Raw genomic sequence first — 14,691 nt, 5'->3', positions numbered from 1 at the left:
GAGAAGCTTCATGATCAGAACGTTGTTGTCCACCGCTGTCGCCGGAGTGGTCGCCTTCACGGTCGCACCGGTCGCGAACGCCGCCGAAACGGCGCCGATCGACATCCGGATGACGGTCGACAACCCCGGGATGCGCCAGTACGTCGACGAGGACGGGATGCACTGGGAGGGCAGGGGACTGTTCGACTTCTCGGTGCTGCTCACCGACGTCGGCGAGGAGAACGAGCAGGGCGTCACCATGTTCCTCTCCGTGCCGCCGGCGCCGCTGGACGTCCACGCCTGGGGCGACGGCTGGTCGTGCGAAGACACCGTGGGTGGCATCGACTGCTACCACCCCGACCTGGTCGTACCTGGTGAGGCGTGGCCGGAACTGCATTTCCGGGTGTGGCCGAACGCCTACATCCGGGACACGATCGACGTCTACGCCACCACGGGCGACTACGACTTCGCGCACGAAGGCGTCCACTACTTCAACGACACCAGCACCTGATCGCCGAGGGGCGGTCGAACGTCAGATGACAAGATCGTGCGGTGATCGATCTTGTCAGCGACTGGGTGTGGGGCTGGGCGTTGTCCCGAGGCACCCCTGATCCCGTGACGGAGCCTGACGGCTACCGAATCGACGTCGGCCTGCCTGCACACCGCGTGCGGTACGTCCTGCTGGACCCGAGTTCCGCCGGCCCGCGGGCCGGCGGACTCACCGAACCCGGCACGTGGCTGAAGGTCTGCGGCTCGGCGGAACAGGTGCCGCTGAGTCCCAGGTGGACGGTCGAAGCCCCGGAATACCTGATGAGCACCGGACTGGGGCCGATCGCGGCCACCACTCCGCCGGACCCCTACACCGTCGAACTGCACAGCACCGGCGACGTGCACGACGCCGTCGTCCGCGCGGCCGACGGCGAGTGCGCGGCGAAGGGTCGTGTCGCGGTGCGCGGTCGCGCCGCCGTGATCGACGTGGTGGAGACCGACCCTGCTCACCGCAGGCGTGGTCTGGGCAGTGTCGTCATGGCGGAGCTGTCCCGCGCTGCTGCGGACCGCGGTGCGGTGCGCGCCGTGCTGGTCGCCACCGAAGCGGGACGCGCGCTGTACGAGAAGCTCGGGTGGAAGGTCGAATCACCGATCACGGCAGCGCACCTGGCGGTCTGAGGTCTCGGTGTGGACGCAACCCGGCGGACCGGTGGGCGTCCTGATTGGTTGAGACCATCGCTGAACTCTGGGGGAGTTCCATGATCAAGGCATTGCTGTCCACCGCTGTCGCGGGACTGGTCGCCTTTGCGGGCGCGCCGACTGCTCACGCCGCCGAAACGGCGCCGATCGACATCCGGATGACACTGGACAAGGCGCAGGACGTCTGGGAGTCCGTCAGTGAAGACGGAACTGGCTGGAGCAGCAGGGGGAGCTTCGACTTCTCGGTGCTGCTCACCGACATCGGCGAGGAGAACGAGCGGGGCGCCACCGTGTTCCTCTCCGTGCCAGATGAGCTCGACGTCCAGTCGTGGGGTGACGGCTGGTCGTGTGAGGACACCGAGGGCGGCATCGACTGCCACCACCCCGATCTCGTCGTGCCGGGTGAGGCGTGGCCGGAACTGCACTTCCGGGCGAACTCGGCCGTTTACGTGCAGGACACGATCGATGTCTACGCCAGCACAGGCGACTACGCGCCGTCCCACGAAGGCGTGCACTACTACAAGGACATCAGCACCTGATCAACGAGCGTCGAAGACTGTCGGTGCTCGCCGGTAAAATTGAAGCAGGGGTCCCTCTGGGGCCCCTGCTTTGTCGTGCCCGAAAACAAGGGGCTCGGCGGAGCAGCTACGAACCGTGGAGTTGACCTCGGTGACCACCGACGACGGTTTCAACGGCCTCTACGTGTGGGCGCAGTCTGCCTCCGACATGTTCACCGACGTCGAGGGCCGGGTCATCGACTTCGAGTACTTCCGCCCCTACTTCGACCAGGTCGGGCTCCCGCTCGAGCTCGCGAAGTCCTGTTTGGTCGACGTCTTCGACAAGTACGCCCGCAAGCCGGGTTCGGATCCGTTCGTCAAGTTCGTTCCGCTGTCGGTGTTGACCAGGTACGAACGGCTGCCCTCCTACCACGAGGTCGCCGACGAGCTCGTGGATCACCGCGACGTCCCGGACTTCGCGCTGCGCGGCAGGCTCTCGTGGTGGGGCGGGACCGACCTGTCCGAGTCACCCTGCGTCTTCGTCTCACACCGGTGGCGGACCGGAGATCATCCGGACCCCACCGGCTCCGAGCTGCGGCGCATCGTCGAGCGGCTCGCCCCGGCGCAGCAACGTCGCCGGGCCGCCGGCGAGATGTACCTGTGGATCGACTTCTGCTGCCTGCCCCAGCGAACCGGCGGCCCGCTCGCGCCGGGCGACCAGGAGAACTTCCGCGCGGGGCTCGCCTCTCTCGCGGAGGTGGTGAAGAACTGCGACCTGCTGGTGCTCGACTCACCCGACTACCTCGACCGGGCCTGGTGCTACGCGGAGATCCTGGTCTGGCTCTGCAAGATCGCGGAGATTCACTTCACGTGCACGGACAGCCGGACGAACCTGTTCCGGACGGTGCAGACGAGGCACCTGGTGAAGGAGGGAGGTGACGACTCCGACGCGCACCGCCGCGAGGAGAACGTGGTGACGAACCTCAGGTTCCGGGGTTTCGGCGGCTCCGACGAGGACCTCCTCGCGATCTACCGGGCGGTCCACACCTACTGCGACAACATGGCCGACTCCGCGAACTACCACATCGCGGGCGGCTCGGGGGGCTTCGACTTCGAGTACCTGCCGACGGTGGTCAACTTCCTGTGCACCACGTGGTTGCTGCTGCGGGACAAGGAGGCGGCCGATCCGGACGACATCCAGGTGTGCCTGCGCATCATCATCGAGGCGCTGAAGTTCTCGACCTAGTGTCCCGCGTCGTAAATCAACCGCCAAGTCGTGTCCTGTTGTTTTGGCGCGAAAAGCACGTTCGGGCCGCTAGATGGCCTTGGCTCCTCGTTCGCTCAAGGGAGCCGTATGGCGCGAACGGGACGTCGGGGCCGCTAGATCGCCCGAACGTGCTTTTCGCGCCAAACATGACTTAGATCACGGATTTCCGGCGCAGGACACTAGCCCGCCGCCCGGCGCCGCCGTTCGGCCAGCACCGCCGCCAGATACGGATGCGGATGCGTGTACTCGAACCGAGGCGATCGGATCGCCGCGCCCACGTCGTCCGCCAGCCGCGCGCCCAGCTCGTACCGCGTCTTCTCGCCCAGCTCGTGGTAGCGGCTGAGGTACTGCCGCGCCGCGAGCACCAGTTCGTCGGACAGCTGTGAGAGGTCCAGGCCGCGCGCCCACTCCGCCAGCTGCGGCGGCATCTCGGCGAGCTCCACCTGGCCCTTCGGCACGCGGGTGTGGATCACGATCGTGCCCGCCAGGTAGTCGCCGACGCGCTTGCCCCTCGGCGAGAACAGCGACACGAACAACGCCACCGCGCCGCCCAGGCCCAGCGCCCAGAAGTCCACGAAGAACCCGCCGAGCGCGCGCACCAGGGCGTGCCGGAACCGGATGGCGCCGCCGTCGTCGCGCACCACCTTCAGGCCCATGACGAGCTTGCCCAGCGAACGGCCGCGCGACAGCGACTCGACCGCCGTCGGGTAGCCGACCAGCACGAGCACCGACAACGACAGCGCCATGGCCGTCTGCAGCGCGTTGTCGAACCCGATCGGCACCAGCAGTGTCACGAGGAACAGCAGGCCGAACTGCACGACGACGTCGAACGCGAACGCCACCGCCCTGCTCGCGAGCTGAGCGACGCGCAGGTCCAGAACTACGGCTTCACCGGTGACGAGGTCCCCCACGCGGATAGTGTGACTCATCGTGGATCTGGACGTGTTCATCGATCGCCACCGCGAGTCGTGGCAGCGCCTCGAACAGCTGGTCAAGCGATCGGGCCGGCTGAGCGGGCCCGAGGCGGACGAGCTGATCGAGCTGTACCAGCGCGTCACGACGCACCTGTCGATCGTGCGCAGCCAGACCCCGGACCCCGCCACCGTCGAACGCCTGTCGTCCCTGGTCGCCCACGCCCGCTCGGCGCTGACCGGCACGCACACCCCGGCGTGGCGAGTGGTCACCCGCTTCTTCACCCACCGCCTGCCCGCCGCGATCTACCTCGGCTGGCGCTGGTGGGTGCCGGCCGGCGTCGCGTTCTACCTCGTCACGGGCATTCTGGCGGCCTGGATCGCCTCGAACCCGGACGTGCAGGCCACCATCGCCGCCCCGGACGAGCTCCGCGAGATGACGAAGGCGGGCGGCGCCTACGAGTCCTACTACTCCAGCGACCCGGCGGGCTCGTTCGCCGCGAAGGTGTGGACGAACAACGCCTGGATCTCCGCCGCGTGCCTGCTGCTCGGCGTGCTGTTCGCGATCCCGCCGATCTACCTGCTCTTCATGAACGCGGTGAACGTCGCCGTGGGCATCGGCGTGATGTTCGGCGCCGGCCGGGGCTGGCTGTTCCTGGGCCTCCTCGCGCCGCACGGCCTGCTGGAGCTGACGGCGGTGTTCGTGGCGGCGGGCATCGGGATGCGGCTGGGCTGGCAGGTGATCGACCCCGGCAAACGCACGCGCGCTCAAGCCCTCGCCGCCGAGGGGCGGTCGGTGGTGGCGGTGGCGCTCGGGCTGGTGGTCGTTCTGCTGGTTTCCGGTGTGCTGGAAGGGTTCGTGACGCCGTCCGGGCTGCCGACGTGGGCACGCGTCGGGATCGGGGTGGTCGCCGAGGTGCTGTTCCTGCTGTACGTGTTCGTGGTGGGGCGGCGGGCGGCGGCGCAGGGGGAGACCGGGGACGTGGACGCGAGTGAGCGGGAGGACGTCGCGCCGGTCGCCGTCTAGGCCTTGAGGGCGCGCAGGAACGCCGACCAGGCCGCGGAGGACACGGGGAGATGGGTGGCTGGCGCCTTGCTGTCGCGGACGCCGACGCCGCGGCCGATCTCGACGCAGTCGTTCGAGTTCGCGCTGTAGCTGCTCTTGCGCCAGACCGACATGCCGGAACATCTCCTCAGATCAGGATGCTGTTGATCAGCTCCTTTGATTGTTCCGCATCCAGAGCTTGCCGGTCGAGCAGCTTCAGCACCTTGGTGTAGGTGGCGAGTGAACCCTTGTCTTCGAGGAAGAGACTGGAGTTCTCCCCTTCGAGGTAGACGACAGGCTCGAACTTCTCGTAGCCGAGATGCATGAACGAGCCTCCCAGCCCGGCATGTGCGCCGACGGCGATCGGCACCACCCTCACCGCAACGTATGAACGCTGGGCCATTGCGAGAAGATGGATGAGCTGGTCCTTCATCACGTCAGGACTGCCCACCGGAAGCCGCAACGCCTGCTCGTGGATGTAGAACACGAACTCCCGGCTCCAGTGGAAGAGCTCGCGGCGCTTGATCTTGGCCGCGATGACTTCCTCGTAGTCGACCGACTCAGCGCGGGCGGACCCTGCGACCACGGCCCGCATGTAGTCGACTGTCTGGAGTCGTCCTGGTACCAGGTTCATCGACCAGACCGTGATCACGTTGGCGAGACGCTCCTGTTCGACCAGGCTGCGCACCAGGTCCGGGACGCCGTCCTCGGGGATCTTCAAATAGCCGTTCTCGCGGGTCTCGCGGTACAGCGCGAGCAGGTGGCGGACCTCGGCAGGCGGTACCCGGCAGAAGGCGAGCAGCTGGAGCACCTCGGCCTCACCGACCCCGCCCTTGCCCCGGATCAGGTCGGACAGCTTGGACTCGTCCCAGTCCAGCATCTCGGCGATCTTGCGGTGGGTCATCTGGGTCTGCTTGATGGCGTCACGGACGCCGTTGCCGAACTCCCGGCCCACCACGCTGGAGTTTCGTCGTGGCATGGCAAGAAACTAGGAGCAGCAAGGCTTTGCGCTCCATCGTTTCCGCCCGAATAGCCCCGAAGGAAGTACTTTTTGGAAGCGGTACAAGTTCAGAGTTTGCCTGCGGCCTTCAACGCCAGGTAACGGTCCGCAAGCGCGCGTGGCAGATCATCCGGCAGTGCGTCCACAACGTCAACTCCGTGCCGTGCAAGCAAAGCGGTCAGACGGCGGCGTTCGGCCAACGTCCGTTCCGCAGCAGCAGCCGCATAAACCGACTCCAGGTCTCCACGCCCGGCGGCCATCGCGTGCACCGCAGGGTCGGACACCGACGCGATCAGCAGCCGGTGCCGAGAAGCCAGCGAAGGCAACAACGGCAGCAACCCGTGCTCGATCGACGGCTCCAACGACGTCAGCAGCACCACCAACGAACGGCGACTCGCCCGGCGCAGCACCTCCGCCACGGCGCCGCGGGCGTCGAACTCCACCAGTTCGGCCTCCAGCGGCGCCATGGCTTGTACCAGCACGGGCAGCGTGGCGCGGGGTACGGAGGCGCGCACCTTGTGGCTGAAGGCGAGGAAGTCGACCTGGTCCCGGGCGTGCGATGCCAAGGCGGACAACAACAATGCCGCGTCCATCGACGTGTCCAGGCGAGGCAGGCCGCCCAGGGCGCCGGCGACTCGGCCCGCTGCTGTGCGGGCGGTGTCGAGGACGATCGTCACCTGGCGGTCGCGTTCGGGGCGCCAGGTTCGCACCACCACGTCGGACGAACGGGCTGAGGCTCGCCAGTCGATCGAGCGGACGTCGTCGCCGATGACGTAGGCGCGCAACGAGTCGAACTCCGTGCCGGCGCCGCGGATCAGGGAGGCGCGGCGGCCGTCCAGTTCGCGCAGGCGTTCCAGCAACGGTGGGAGGTGGCGTCGGCTGTGGAACGGGGGCAGCGCGCGCACGGTCCACGGAACTTCGTGTGAGCCCTGGCGCGCGGCGATGCCCAACGGGCCGAGGGAGCGCACGGTCACACGGTCGGCCATGCGGTCGCCGCGTCGCAACGGGCGCAACTCAAACGCAAACACACGTGAGCCACTAGCGGGTACATCAACGGAAACCCGGTCGGTCACCACACCGGCAGAAGGTGCCCATGCGTCACGAAGGACGCCACGGAGCCGACGTCCGGGGTTGTGCACGGTCAGCTGGACCTCACACACTTCGCCCGTACGGACAGACGTCGCTCCTGCGCGCGTGAACGTCAAACGCCGGACACTCGCCGCCAACAACAAGTCGACCGCAACACACACAACGAGCACTGCAAGGAACACGAGAATTCCTTGCCACGACGGCAAGAGGAGTCCGACGACGAGTACCCCGATGAGCGCGAGCAGGCCCGCGCGGCCCGTGAGCGCCACGTCAGCGCGGCACCTGGACCTGGGCGAGCACGCCGTCCAGCACGCCGTCGGCCGTCACGCCCTCCAGCTCGGCTTCCGGGCGCAGCTCCAGGCGGTGCCGCAAAGCAGGCCGTGCGAGGGACTTCACGTCGTCTGGCGTCACGTAGTCACGGCCGGACAGCCATGCCCACGCGCGCGCCACCGCGAGCAGCGCCGTTGCGCCACGCGGAGACACACCCAAACGGACCGCAGGCGACTGACGGGTCGCACGGCACACGTCGACGACGTAGGCGATCACCTCGGGCGCCACGGTCAGCGAACGCACCGCCGCCGAACCCGCCTCCAGGTGCGCGGCACCCGCCACCGGCGAAATGGCCGACAGGTCGCGCGGGTCGAAGCCGGACGCGTGCCGGGTCAGCACGTCGATCTCCTGCTCCCGCGGCGGAACGGGCATGGTCACCTTCAGCAGGAACCGGTCCAGCTGCGCCTCGGGCAACGGATAGGTGCCCTCGTACTCCACCGGGTTCTGGGTGGCCACGACGATGAACGGCGACGGCAGCGGCCGGGTCTTGCCGTCGGCGGAGACCTGCCGTTCCTCCATCGCCTCCAACAGCGCGGACTGCGTCTTCGGCGGCGTCCGGTTGATCTCGTCGGCCAGCAGCAGGTTCGTGAAGACCGGGCCCTCGCGGAACGAGAACGCCGCGTTGTGCGAGTCGTAGACCAGCGAGCCGGTCAGGTCGCCCGGCATCAGGTCCGGCGTGAACTGCACGCGCGTGGTCGACAGGTCCAGCGCGCGGGCCATCGCGCGCACGAGCAACGTCTTCGCGACGCCCGGCACGCCCTCCAACAGCACGTGTCCCTTGCACAGCAACGCGAGGATCAACGACGTCACCGCGGCGTCGTTGCCCACCACGGCCTTGCCGATCTCCGTGCGCAACGCCACCAGCGCCGTGCGTGCTTCCTCGGTGGTGACCACTGCCGTCATGCCTTGCGCACCTCGTCCTCCAGAGCGTCCAGCTCAGCTGCCAGCGCGACCAACCCCCGGTCGTCCACCGGCTCCTGCGAGTAAAGCAACGTCCGCACGTCCGAAGCGGAACGCGACGTCCGGACGGCGATCTCCACCGACGGGTCCTCACCGGCCGGCAGCCCCAGCAGCGGGGTCAGCCTGTCGCGAGTCGCCTGGCGCAGCACCGAAGCCGCGTGGGAAGCCGCGTGCGACCGCCGGTACAGCCGCGCCCTGCCCTCGACGGTCTCGGCGGCCCGCACGACCACCGGCAGCGGTTCGGGCACCACCCGGCCCAGCCGCCGCGCCCGCCACAGCGCGATCAGCACGGCCGCGATGCCGAGCTGCAGCGCGCCGAACTTCCAGCCGTCCGGAATCAGGTCCGTGAACGACTTCTGCACGGACCGGTCCGCGGCCGACGGCAGGAACCAGACCAGCCGTTCGTGCTGACCCAGCAACGACAACGCGAGCGCCGCGTTGCCCTCCTCGTCCAGGGAGCGGTTGGTGAAGATCGCGCCGCTGCCGATCGTCGTCACCGTGCCCGTGCGCACCAACGTCGAGTCGTAGCAACGCTGATCGCCCTCGTACACGAAGCCGCCGGTCGTTGCCGCACCGGCGCGGTCGGCGAGCGGGCAACCCGGCTGGCGGGTCTCGATCTCCACCCGGCCGACTCCACCGGCGGGAGCCAGCAGCACCGTCGAGGAGGCGCGGCGGCTCAGGTCCGCGAGCCGCTGCGGGTCGATCAGGTTCGGCTGCGGCACGAACAGCGTGGCACCGTCCACTGAGGACGCGTTGTCCGTCAGCTCGACGCGCACACCGTTCTGCTCCAGCAACCGCGCGACCGCGTGGCTGCCTTCCGGCTGGTACGAACGCGGGTCGAGCGAGCCGCCCTCGCCGCTGCCGCGCATCAAGGTGATCACGACGGCGGCGAACAGGATGATCACGCCGATCAGCAACGGGCCGCGCGCGGCCGTCCAGATCCGCCCGGCGTCGGGGGAGACCGCCGTCATCCGCGCACCCTGTCGTCCACGGAGACCAGCTGCCGGTAGCCCTCCGCCGTCGCGGGCCTGCCGCCGTACCAGACGTCGTCGAACTGCACGGCCGCTCCGCGCAGGTCGTTCGCCAGCACCGGAAGGGCCGTGCCCGCCTCCAGTGCCACCTCGTCCACGGTGCGGCCGGCCCGCGGGTCGAGCACACCGCGCTGCTCCAGTTCCCGCACCACCGCGCGGAAGCGTTCGCGCACGGCCTCGGCCAGGTCACCGGCTGCCGCGGCACGTTCGGCGGCGGCACGGTGCTCGTCGGCGGTCAGGACGGTCGAGCCGAACACCTTGCCGCCGGAACGCAGTGCGCGGCCGGTGCGGCCGGTCCGGAGCCGGACGACGATCACGATGATCACCGCCAGCACCACGAGGGTCGTGACCGCGGTGATGCCGCTCATGCCCCCTGCCCCGGCGAACAGCTCGCCGAGGCGCTCCAGGATCCACTGGATCGCTCGCTCCAGCGGGTTCGGGTCGTCGGAGACGTACGCCGGGTTGCTGAGCTCCCGTGCGGCGGCCTCGCGCGCGTCGTCGCGGCCGAGATCTACCGGTACGTCAGATACCGCCATGTCCTGCGGCCCGCTGGAGTTCGATGTCCATGCCCTCGGCGCGCATCCGGCGGTCGACGTAGACCAGCACGGTCACGGCGGCGCTGAACGGCAGCGTGATCGTCGACGCGATGATGCCGCCGATCGCGGACAGGACCAGGGAACCGGCGCTCAGCGCCACCGCCGGGTCGTCGCTGAAGCCGGTGGCCGCACTGCCGAGCAGGCTGAACGGCAGAGCGATGATCATGCTGATCACCGCGCCGATGATGTAGGAGAGCACCAGGATGCCGAACGTGCGCCACCACGCGCCGTTCACGAGGGCCCGCGAGCGGCCGAACGCCGTGCCGACGCCGCAGCGCTCCAGCACCAGCGCGGGCGTGACGAGCGAGAACATCACGCCGAGCCAGATGCCGGGCACGATGCAGAAGATCACGCCGATGGCGATCACGAGAGTCGACAGCAGCGACGCGCCGAGCAGCCGCAGCAGACGCGGCTTGAACTCGTCCCACGCCTGCGCGAACGTGACGGGCTCGCCGAGCACCGCGTGACCCACGATCACGGTCACGTAGCCGGAGAGGAACACGGTGCCGAGCAGCGCCAGGATCCCGCTGAGCGCCGTACCGCCGAGGAAGCCGACCAGGGAGTCGGTGAGCTGCTGGACGAACTGCTCCTGCGACACCGTGTTCGGGTCGACCGACACCGCCGCGGTGAGGTCCTTCAGGAACGGCAGCTGCACCAGCAGACCGATGATCTGCGTGATCGCCGCGACCACCGCGGCCGCGCCGATGATCAGCTTCGGGTACCGGCGCATCGTCGAGATCGCGCCGTCGACGATCTCCCCGACGCCCAGCGGTCGCAGCGGGATCACGCCCGGCTTGATCGACGGCTGCGGCATCGGAGGTGGCGGCGCGTAGTAGCCGGGAGGCGGCTGCTGCTGCGGCTGGTTCGGCTGCTGGTCCGGTGAGGACCAGCCGGGCGTTTCGGTCATCGCGGCTTACCCCCGTCGTGGTGTGAGCGGCATCCTGCCAGATCAGCCCCACCGCCACAGGGCAACCCGATCACGAAACGGTGTCCGGCGAGTTGTGGGAGCATGGAAGACGTGGACGCTCCGCAACCACTGCGCCTCACCGCCGACCACAGGGGTGTGTCGACGGTGGTGAGCGTGGCCGGGGAGATCGACCTCGCCACGGCGCCGAAGCTCGAGGCGTTCCTGCGCGAGCAGCTCGACCACACGCACGCCGTGCTCATGGTCGAGATGTCCGGCGTGAACCACATGGGCTCAGCGGGTCTCCGCACGCTGCTCGAGGTGCGTGCCGAATGCGACCGCCGCCGGATCGACCTGGTGTTCGCCGAGTGCTCGTTCATCGTGCTGCGGACGTTCGAGCTCAGCGGCCTCACGGGGTTCTTCCTGCGCGGGGAGAACGTGACCGGTTAGCGCTCCTGCTGCTCCATCACGAGGATGGCGCCGTCCGGTTCGCCGCCGTTCGCGCGCAGGGAGCTGCACACCACCCGGATGACCACCTCGCGGCCGCGCCGGTTCACCGCGGAGAGCTTGACCTCTTCCATGAACGTGCCGTCGCTGAGCGCCGACCGCACCACCGGGCGCAGGTCGGCGACCGGAAGCCCGATGTCGAGGTTCAGCAGGTGCTCGCCCTCGGCCTCGTCCCGCCGCACGCCCCGCAGCTCCTCGGCGCCGCGGTTCCACGCCGGCACCCGCATCTGCACGTCGAGCACGATCACACCGGCCCGCAACGACGTCAGTATCGACTCCAGGAAGTCGTTGACGCGGTCCAGCTCGCCGGTGCGTTCGCGCAGGGCGTCGTTGACGGTCTGGAGCTCGTCGTAGGCCGACTCGAGCTGCCGGTTGGCGTGTTCGAGGTCCTCCAGCAGCCGGCGCGCGGCCGTCACGTCGTGGAAGACGACCGAGACGCCCAGGATGGTGTTGTCCGCGCCGACGAGCGGGTTGACGTGCACCTCGAACCACATCGACTCGCCGGGCCGCACAGCCACTCGACGTCCTTGATGCGCAACGACTTGCGCTCCAGCCGGGCCTGCTCGACGTAGCCGCGCAGCTCGACCGGGCGGTAGGAGATGTCCACGTCGCGCAACGGCCGGCCGACGTCCTTGGACGAGAGGCCGAACGTGGTCTCCGCCTGCCGGTTGACGAGCGCGACGACGTCCTCCTCCGTCACCACGATCTGGGCCACCGGGCTCGCGGAGAAGGCGTGTTCCCGCAGTTCGTCCATACCGCGCAGGTCCACCCTGCGATCGTGCACCATCGCGTGCGAAACGAAGTTCGCCGATTGGTGCGGACCTGTGGCGGTCTTGCGGAAGAGGCGGCGCTTGAGGTCGATGGGGTCGAAGATGCGGCTGTGGCTGAGCAGCATCTCGGCCTTGCCGAGGAACAGCACGCCCTCGGGCACCAGTGCGAAGTGGAACCGGCCGGCGAGATGGGCGCGTCCTGGACCAGGTCGTTGCGGCCGAAGATGACCGAGCGGCGCAGGCCCTCGCGGAAGCTGTAGCGGCCGTTCTGGTGCTCGAAGTACTTGGTGGCCAGCTCGGACGGCAGGGACTGGAGGTCGCGCTCGGCGTAGCTGGCGTGCCGGGCGTGGGAGAGCGCCTCGTCGTCGACGTCCGTGGCGTAGATCTTGACCTGCTGCCGGAACCGTTCGGGACCCGTCGCCTCGGCCAGCAGGGCCGGGATGACGTTCTGGCGCAGGTACTCCCACGCTTCCGGGTCGCGGAAGAACGCCGTGACGTTGATCAGGATCGTGTTGAACAGGACGCTGAACTCGTCCGCGTTCACCTGGAGCTGGTCGATGTAGTCGCCGTAGTCCTCGACGTCGATCTGACTCATCCGGTGCCGCGTTCTCGACCAGCTCGCTCACCACGAGCACCGCGTCGTCGCTGAGCCTCGGGAGGTCCCACAGCTCGCAGGCCGCCCGCACGACGGCACGCGCCGTGATCGGTGCCGCCGGGGAGCTGGGCAGCGGCACGCTCCGGAACCTGCGCAGCGGTGGTCGTTCCGCGGCGTGGATTGCCTCTTTGATGTCATCCGTGGTGCGGACGAACCGCGCGACGCCGCTGGTGCGCAGCTGCTCGCGGTGCTCGCTGGTCTCCGCGAGCAGCACCAGCGGGATGTCCGGCCACTGCGAGATCCTCATCTCGATCGTCGTGAACACCGACAGCATCGTCGTGCTCGGGACCTCCAAGCCGGGTCCGAGCCGGACGACCAGGGCTGCAGGCGCGTCCGCCGCCAGTTTGAGCAGGCCGTCGCGCAACGGGATGTAGGAGGTGAGGTCGAGCCGTCCCACCGGGGTCGCGACCACGACACCCGCGAGATCGGTCGTCTCGACGTTCACGTGCCGGTCTCCTCGCGCACACCGCCTCGCAGCAGGTACTTGCGCAGGACGTCGGCCGCGGCCAGCGCTTCCTCCTCCTGCCGGACGTACCGCTCGGCCACCAGCTCCCGTCCCGCGCCCGTGACACGCCGACCATCCGGTGAGCGAGGAAGGCCTTCTCGTCGAGGGTGCGCAACGCCGTCCACATCGCGCGTTCCAGGGTTCCGCCGTGTGCGTCCATGAGTGCGTCCGCCGTCCAGGCGTGCCCGACCAGACAGCGGTACTGAACGCTGTCACCGGGAATCTCCACGAGAGAACCGGAGCAGTCGGGACAGCAACGGGCCGATCTGCACCACCGGCAGGACGTGGTCGACCTGGACGTGCTGCAGCACGCTCTCCGGCATGCCGGGTAGACCGCGTAGGCGGGGTCCTGCACGACCGTGAGGCCACCCCTGCTCTTGATGGCGGCCATGCCCGCGGTGCCGTCGTCGAGCGCTCCGGACAGGATCACGCCGATCACCGAGGGACCCCTCGCGAGTGCGGCGGAGCGGAACAACGTGTTGACGGCCGGCCGGTGGCCGTTCTCGGTGGGCCCCCGGAGAGGCGCAGCACGCCGTCCTGCACCACGACGTGGTGGTCGGGGCGTGCGACGTGGATCCGGGCGTTGCGCAGTTCGGTGCCGTCCTGCACGGTCGCCGTGGGCAAGGGGCCGCTGCGGGCGAGGATCGCCGCCAGTGCCGACGAACCACCCGCGGGCATGTGCAGGACGACGACCACCGCGGCGGGCAGGTCCTTCGGCAGCGCGGCCACCAGCTGTCGCAGCGCTTCGACACCTCCCGCGGAAGCGCCGACGACCACCCAGGTCTCTGCGCACCGGAACTCCTCGACTCGCGTGCGCTCCGGGTACCCGTGGTCACAGGTCTCACACGGACAGATCAGCTCTGGCCTTCGACGGAGTGGTGCGCCGCATGCCCGCGTCGACGCAGCGCCGGACGACCTGAGGCTGCTCGCGCATCAGCCGCAGACCGCGCCTGATCAGCGTCGGAACCGGCTTGCGGGCCTCCGCGACGTCCCTGGCGAACCGGCGGACGAACGTGACCGGAGCGCTCGGCGCGAGCACGATGGCGTCGCGGAGCACGCCTGCTTCCTTCGCGCCGTTCACGAGCAGATCCGCGAACAGGCCTTCCGCGATGAACGCCGGCGCGTCGCCCAGCTCGATCGTCTGCGTGCCGACCGCGCGGTCCTCGCTGATCGAGTAGACCGGTGCCTCGACCTTGCCGGTCTCGGAGAGCTCGATGACCGCCTGCAACGCCTTGTCCGCGTTCCAGGAGTTCACGTCGTCCCAGTCCGCGCGGCCGTGCTCGTCTTTCGGCAGCAGCGGGTCGTCGCCGTCGCGGTAGAAGTCGTCCAGGCGGAGCACCGGCCAGCCGAGGTGGGCGGCGAGGGTCGACTTGCCTGATCCGGACGGTCCGGCCAGCAACACGGCTCTGGGGATGGGCACGGAACGCAATCCTCGCACATGACCTAGGCTCGAACGC

At 68.9% G+C, this 14,691-nt stretch carries 20 protein-coding genes and 1 pseudogene; 7 read left to right on the top strand and 14 right to left on the bottom strand.

Annotated elements, in window-relative coordinates; genetic code table 11:
- The first annotated feature begins 10 nt into the window (after positions 1 to 10).
- The 4 genes from ACFOWZ_RS35345 (at position 11) to ACFOWZ_RS35330 (ending at position 2,910) form a co-directional block, all read left to right on the top strand.
- Positions 11 to 490 (top strand): hypothetical protein, encoded by a 480-nt coding sequence (locus ACFOWZ_RS35345; protein WP_382378281.1) that lies wholly within the window; start codon positions 11 to 13, stop codon positions 488 to 490.
- A gap of 41 nt (positions 491 to 531) precedes the next feature.
- Positions 532 to 1,146: a GNAT family N-acetyltransferase gene (locus ACFOWZ_RS35340; protein ID WP_382378280.1), complete on the top strand. Its 615-nt coding sequence runs from the start codon at positions 532 to 534 to the stop codon at positions 1,144 to 1,146.
- An 80-nt stretch (positions 1,147 to 1,226) separates the two neighbouring features.
- Complete coding sequence (locus ACFOWZ_RS35335) at positions 1,227 to 1,706, top strand: hypothetical protein (RefSeq protein WP_382378279.1); 480 nt, start codon at positions 1,227 to 1,229, stop codon at positions 1,704 to 1,706.
- Positions 1,707 to 1,836: 130 nt separating this feature from the next.
- Complete coding sequence (locus ACFOWZ_RS35330; protein WP_382378278.1) at positions 1,837 to 2,910, top strand: hypothetical protein; 1,074 nt, start codon at positions 1,837 to 1,839, stop codon at positions 2,908 to 2,910.
- A gap of 200 nt (positions 2,911 to 3,110) precedes the next feature.
- On the opposite strand, the gene ACFOWZ_RS35325 is transcribed toward ACFOWZ_RS35330, so the two are convergent.
- Positions 3,111 to 3,842, bottom strand: coding sequence for an RDD family protein (locus ACFOWZ_RS35325; protein ID WP_382378277.1), 732 nt, complete (start codon positions 3,840 to 3,842; stop codon positions 3,111 to 3,113).
- A 19-nt stretch (positions 3,843 to 3,861) separates the two neighbouring features.
- On the opposite strand from ACFOWZ_RS35325, the gene ACFOWZ_RS35320 reads away from it, so the two are divergent.
- Entirely contained in the window at positions 3,862 to 4,869 is a 1,008-nt protein-coding gene (locus tag ACFOWZ_RS35320) for a stage II sporulation protein M (protein WP_382378276.1), read from the top strand.
- Here ACFOWZ_RS35320 and ACFOWZ_RS35315 read toward each other — a convergent pair.
- The 7 genes from ACFOWZ_RS35315 to ACFOWZ_RS35285 all read right to left on the bottom strand — a co-directional run bounded on the left by ACFOWZ_RS35315 (position 4,866) and on the right by ACFOWZ_RS35285 (position 10,800).
- Complete coding sequence (locus tag ACFOWZ_RS35315; protein WP_382378275.1) at positions 4,866 to 5,021, bottom strand: DUF397 domain-containing protein; 156 nt, start codon at positions 5,019 to 5,021, stop codon at positions 4,866 to 4,868. The two genes, ACFOWZ_RS35320 and ACFOWZ_RS35315, sit on opposite strands and share 4 nt — an antisense overlap.
- Before the next feature lie 14 nt (positions 5,022 to 5,035).
- Entirely contained in the window at positions 5,036 to 5,866 is an 831-nt protein-coding gene (locus ACFOWZ_RS35310) for a Scr1 family TA system antitoxin-like transcriptional regulator (protein ID WP_382378274.1), read from the bottom strand.
- Positions 5,867 to 5,955: 89 nt separating this feature from the next.
- Complete coding sequence (locus ACFOWZ_RS35305; RefSeq protein ID WP_382378273.1) at positions 5,956 to 7,245, bottom strand: DUF58 domain-containing protein; 1,290 nt, start codon at positions 7,243 to 7,245, stop codon at positions 5,956 to 5,958.
- A 1-nt stretch (position 7,246) separates the two neighbouring features.
- Entirely contained in the window at positions 7,247 to 8,209 is a 963-nt protein-coding gene (locus ACFOWZ_RS35300; RefSeq protein WP_382378272.1) for an AAA family ATPase, read from the bottom strand.
- On the bottom strand, positions 8,206 to 9,237 hold the full coding sequence (locus ACFOWZ_RS35295; protein ID WP_382378271.1) for a DUF4350 domain-containing protein: 1,032 nt from the start codon (positions 9,235 to 9,237) through the stop codon (positions 8,206 to 8,208). Before ACFOWZ_RS35295 ends, ACFOWZ_RS35300 begins: the two co-directional genes overlap by 4 nt.
- Positions 9,234 to 9,833, bottom strand: a complete 600-nt coding sequence (locus tag ACFOWZ_RS35290) for a DUF4129 domain-containing protein (RefSeq protein WP_382378270.1) — start codon at positions 9,831 to 9,833, stop codon at positions 9,234 to 9,236. The genes ACFOWZ_RS35295 and ACFOWZ_RS35290 overlap by 4 nt, the downstream gene beginning before the upstream one ends.
- Positions 9,820 to 10,800: a YciC family protein gene (locus ACFOWZ_RS35285; protein WP_382378269.1), complete on the bottom strand. Its 981-nt coding sequence runs from the start codon at positions 10,798 to 10,800 to the stop codon at positions 9,820 to 9,822. The genes ACFOWZ_RS35290 and ACFOWZ_RS35285 overlap by 14 nt, the downstream gene beginning before the upstream one ends.
- A 111-nt stretch (positions 10,801 to 10,911) precedes the next feature.
- Here ACFOWZ_RS35285 and ACFOWZ_RS35280 point away from each other — a divergent pair, with 111 nt between their 5' ends.
- Complete coding sequence (locus ACFOWZ_RS35280; protein WP_382378268.1) at positions 10,912 to 11,247, top strand: STAS domain-containing protein; 336 nt, start codon at positions 10,912 to 10,914, stop codon at positions 11,245 to 11,247.
- Here ACFOWZ_RS35280 and ACFOWZ_RS35275 read toward each other — a convergent pair.
- Genes ACFOWZ_RS35275 through ACFOWZ_RS35265 form a run of 3 tightly spaced genes read right to left on the bottom strand, consistent with a single transcriptional unit; the run spans position 11,244 to position 12,669 of the window.
- Positions 11,244 to 11,822: a PAS domain-containing protein gene (locus ACFOWZ_RS35275; RefSeq protein ID WP_382378267.1), complete on the bottom strand. Its 579-nt coding sequence runs from the start codon at positions 11,820 to 11,822 to the stop codon at positions 11,244 to 11,246. The genes ACFOWZ_RS35280 and ACFOWZ_RS35275 overlap by 4 nt on opposite strands.
- A complete protein-coding gene (locus tag ACFOWZ_RS35270) occupies positions 11,717 to 12,058 on the bottom strand; it encodes a PAS domain S-box protein (protein WP_382378266.1) in 342 nt (113 codons plus the stop codon). The genes ACFOWZ_RS35275 and ACFOWZ_RS35270 overlap by 106 nt, the downstream gene beginning before the upstream one ends.
- Entirely contained in the window at positions 12,001 to 12,669 is a 669-nt protein-coding gene (locus tag ACFOWZ_RS35265; protein ID WP_382378265.1) for a CheR family methyltransferase, read from the bottom strand. Before ACFOWZ_RS35265 ends, ACFOWZ_RS35270 begins: the two co-directional genes overlap by 58 nt.
- Before the next feature lie 104 nt (positions 12,670 to 12,773).
- Here ACFOWZ_RS35265 and ACFOWZ_RS35260 point away from each other — a divergent pair, with 104 nt between their 5' ends.
- Positions 12,774 to 13,103 (top strand): hypothetical protein, encoded by a 330-nt coding sequence (locus ACFOWZ_RS35260; protein ID WP_382378346.1) that lies wholly within the window; start codon positions 12,774 to 12,776, stop codon positions 13,101 to 13,103.
- A gap of 492 nt (positions 13,104 to 13,595) precedes the next feature.
- Here the strand turns inward: ACFOWZ_RS35260 and ACFOWZ_RS35255 are convergent.
- The 3 genes and pseudogenes from ACFOWZ_RS35255 to ACFOWZ_RS35245 all read right to left on the bottom strand — a co-directional run.
- A pseudogene (locus tag ACFOWZ_RS35255) lies at positions 13,596 to 13,709 on the bottom strand (chemotaxis protein CheB); the annotation flags it as partial.
- Positions 13,670 to 14,011 (bottom strand): chemotaxis protein CheB, encoded by a 342-nt coding sequence (locus tag ACFOWZ_RS35250; RefSeq protein ID WP_382378264.1) that lies wholly within the window; start codon positions 14,009 to 14,011, stop codon positions 13,670 to 13,672. The pseudogene ACFOWZ_RS35255 and the gene ACFOWZ_RS35250, both read right to left, overlap by 40 nt.
- A gap of 64 nt (positions 14,012 to 14,075) precedes the next feature.
- Positions 14,076 to 14,654, bottom strand: coding sequence for a uridine kinase family protein (locus ACFOWZ_RS35245; RefSeq protein ID WP_382378263.1), 579 nt, complete (start codon positions 14,652 to 14,654; stop codon positions 14,076 to 14,078).
- Between the last annotated feature and the right edge of the window lie 37 nt (positions 14,655 to 14,691).

Origin of the sequence: Lentzea rhizosphaerae (assembly GCF_042649515.1) — a bacterium.
Classification (GTDB): domain Bacteria; phylum Actinomycetota; class Actinomycetes; order Mycobacteriales; family Pseudonocardiaceae; genus Lentzea; species Lentzea aerocolonigenes.
This window is presented reverse-complemented; position numbering and strand designations above follow the sequence as displayed.

Coding starts and splice junctions, on each gene's coding strand:
- ACFOWZ_RS35300 (WP_382378272.1), bottom strand. CDS start 8,209: ATGACGGCAGTGGTCACCACCGAGGAAGCACGCACGGCGCTGGTGGCG.
- ACFOWZ_RS35315 (WP_382378275.1), bottom strand. CDS start 5,021: ATGTCGGTCTGGCGCAAGAGCAGCTACAGCGCGAACTCGAACGACTGC.
- ACFOWZ_RS35345 (WP_382378281.1), top strand. CDS start 11: ATGATCAGAACGTTGTTGTCCACCGCTGTCGCCGGAGTGGTCGCCTTC.
- ACFOWZ_RS35310 (WP_382378274.1), bottom strand. CDS start 5,866: ATGCCACGACGAAACTCCAGCGTGGTGGGCCGGGAGTTCGGCAACGGC.
- ACFOWZ_RS35270 (WP_382378266.1), bottom strand. CDS start 12,058: ATGGACGAACTGCGGGAACACGCCTTCTCCGCGAGCCCGGTGGCCCAG.
- ACFOWZ_RS35290 (WP_382378270.1), bottom strand. CDS start 9,833: ATGGCGGTATCTGACGTACCGGTAGATCTCGGCCGCGACGACGCGCGC.
- ACFOWZ_RS35265 (WP_382378265.1), bottom strand. CDS start 12,669: ATGAGTCAGATCGACGTCGAGGACTACGGCGACTACATCGACCAGCTC.
- ACFOWZ_RS35285 (WP_382378269.1), bottom strand. CDS start 10,800: ATGACCGAAACGCCCGGCTGGTCCTCACCGGACCAGCAGCCGAACCAG.
- ACFOWZ_RS35295 (WP_382378271.1), bottom strand. CDS start 9,237: ATGACGGCGGTCTCCCCCGACGCCGGGCGGATCTGGACGGCCGCGCGC.
- ACFOWZ_RS35335 (WP_382378279.1), top strand. CDS start 1,227: ATGATCAAGGCATTGCTGTCCACCGCTGTCGCGGGACTGGTCGCCTTT.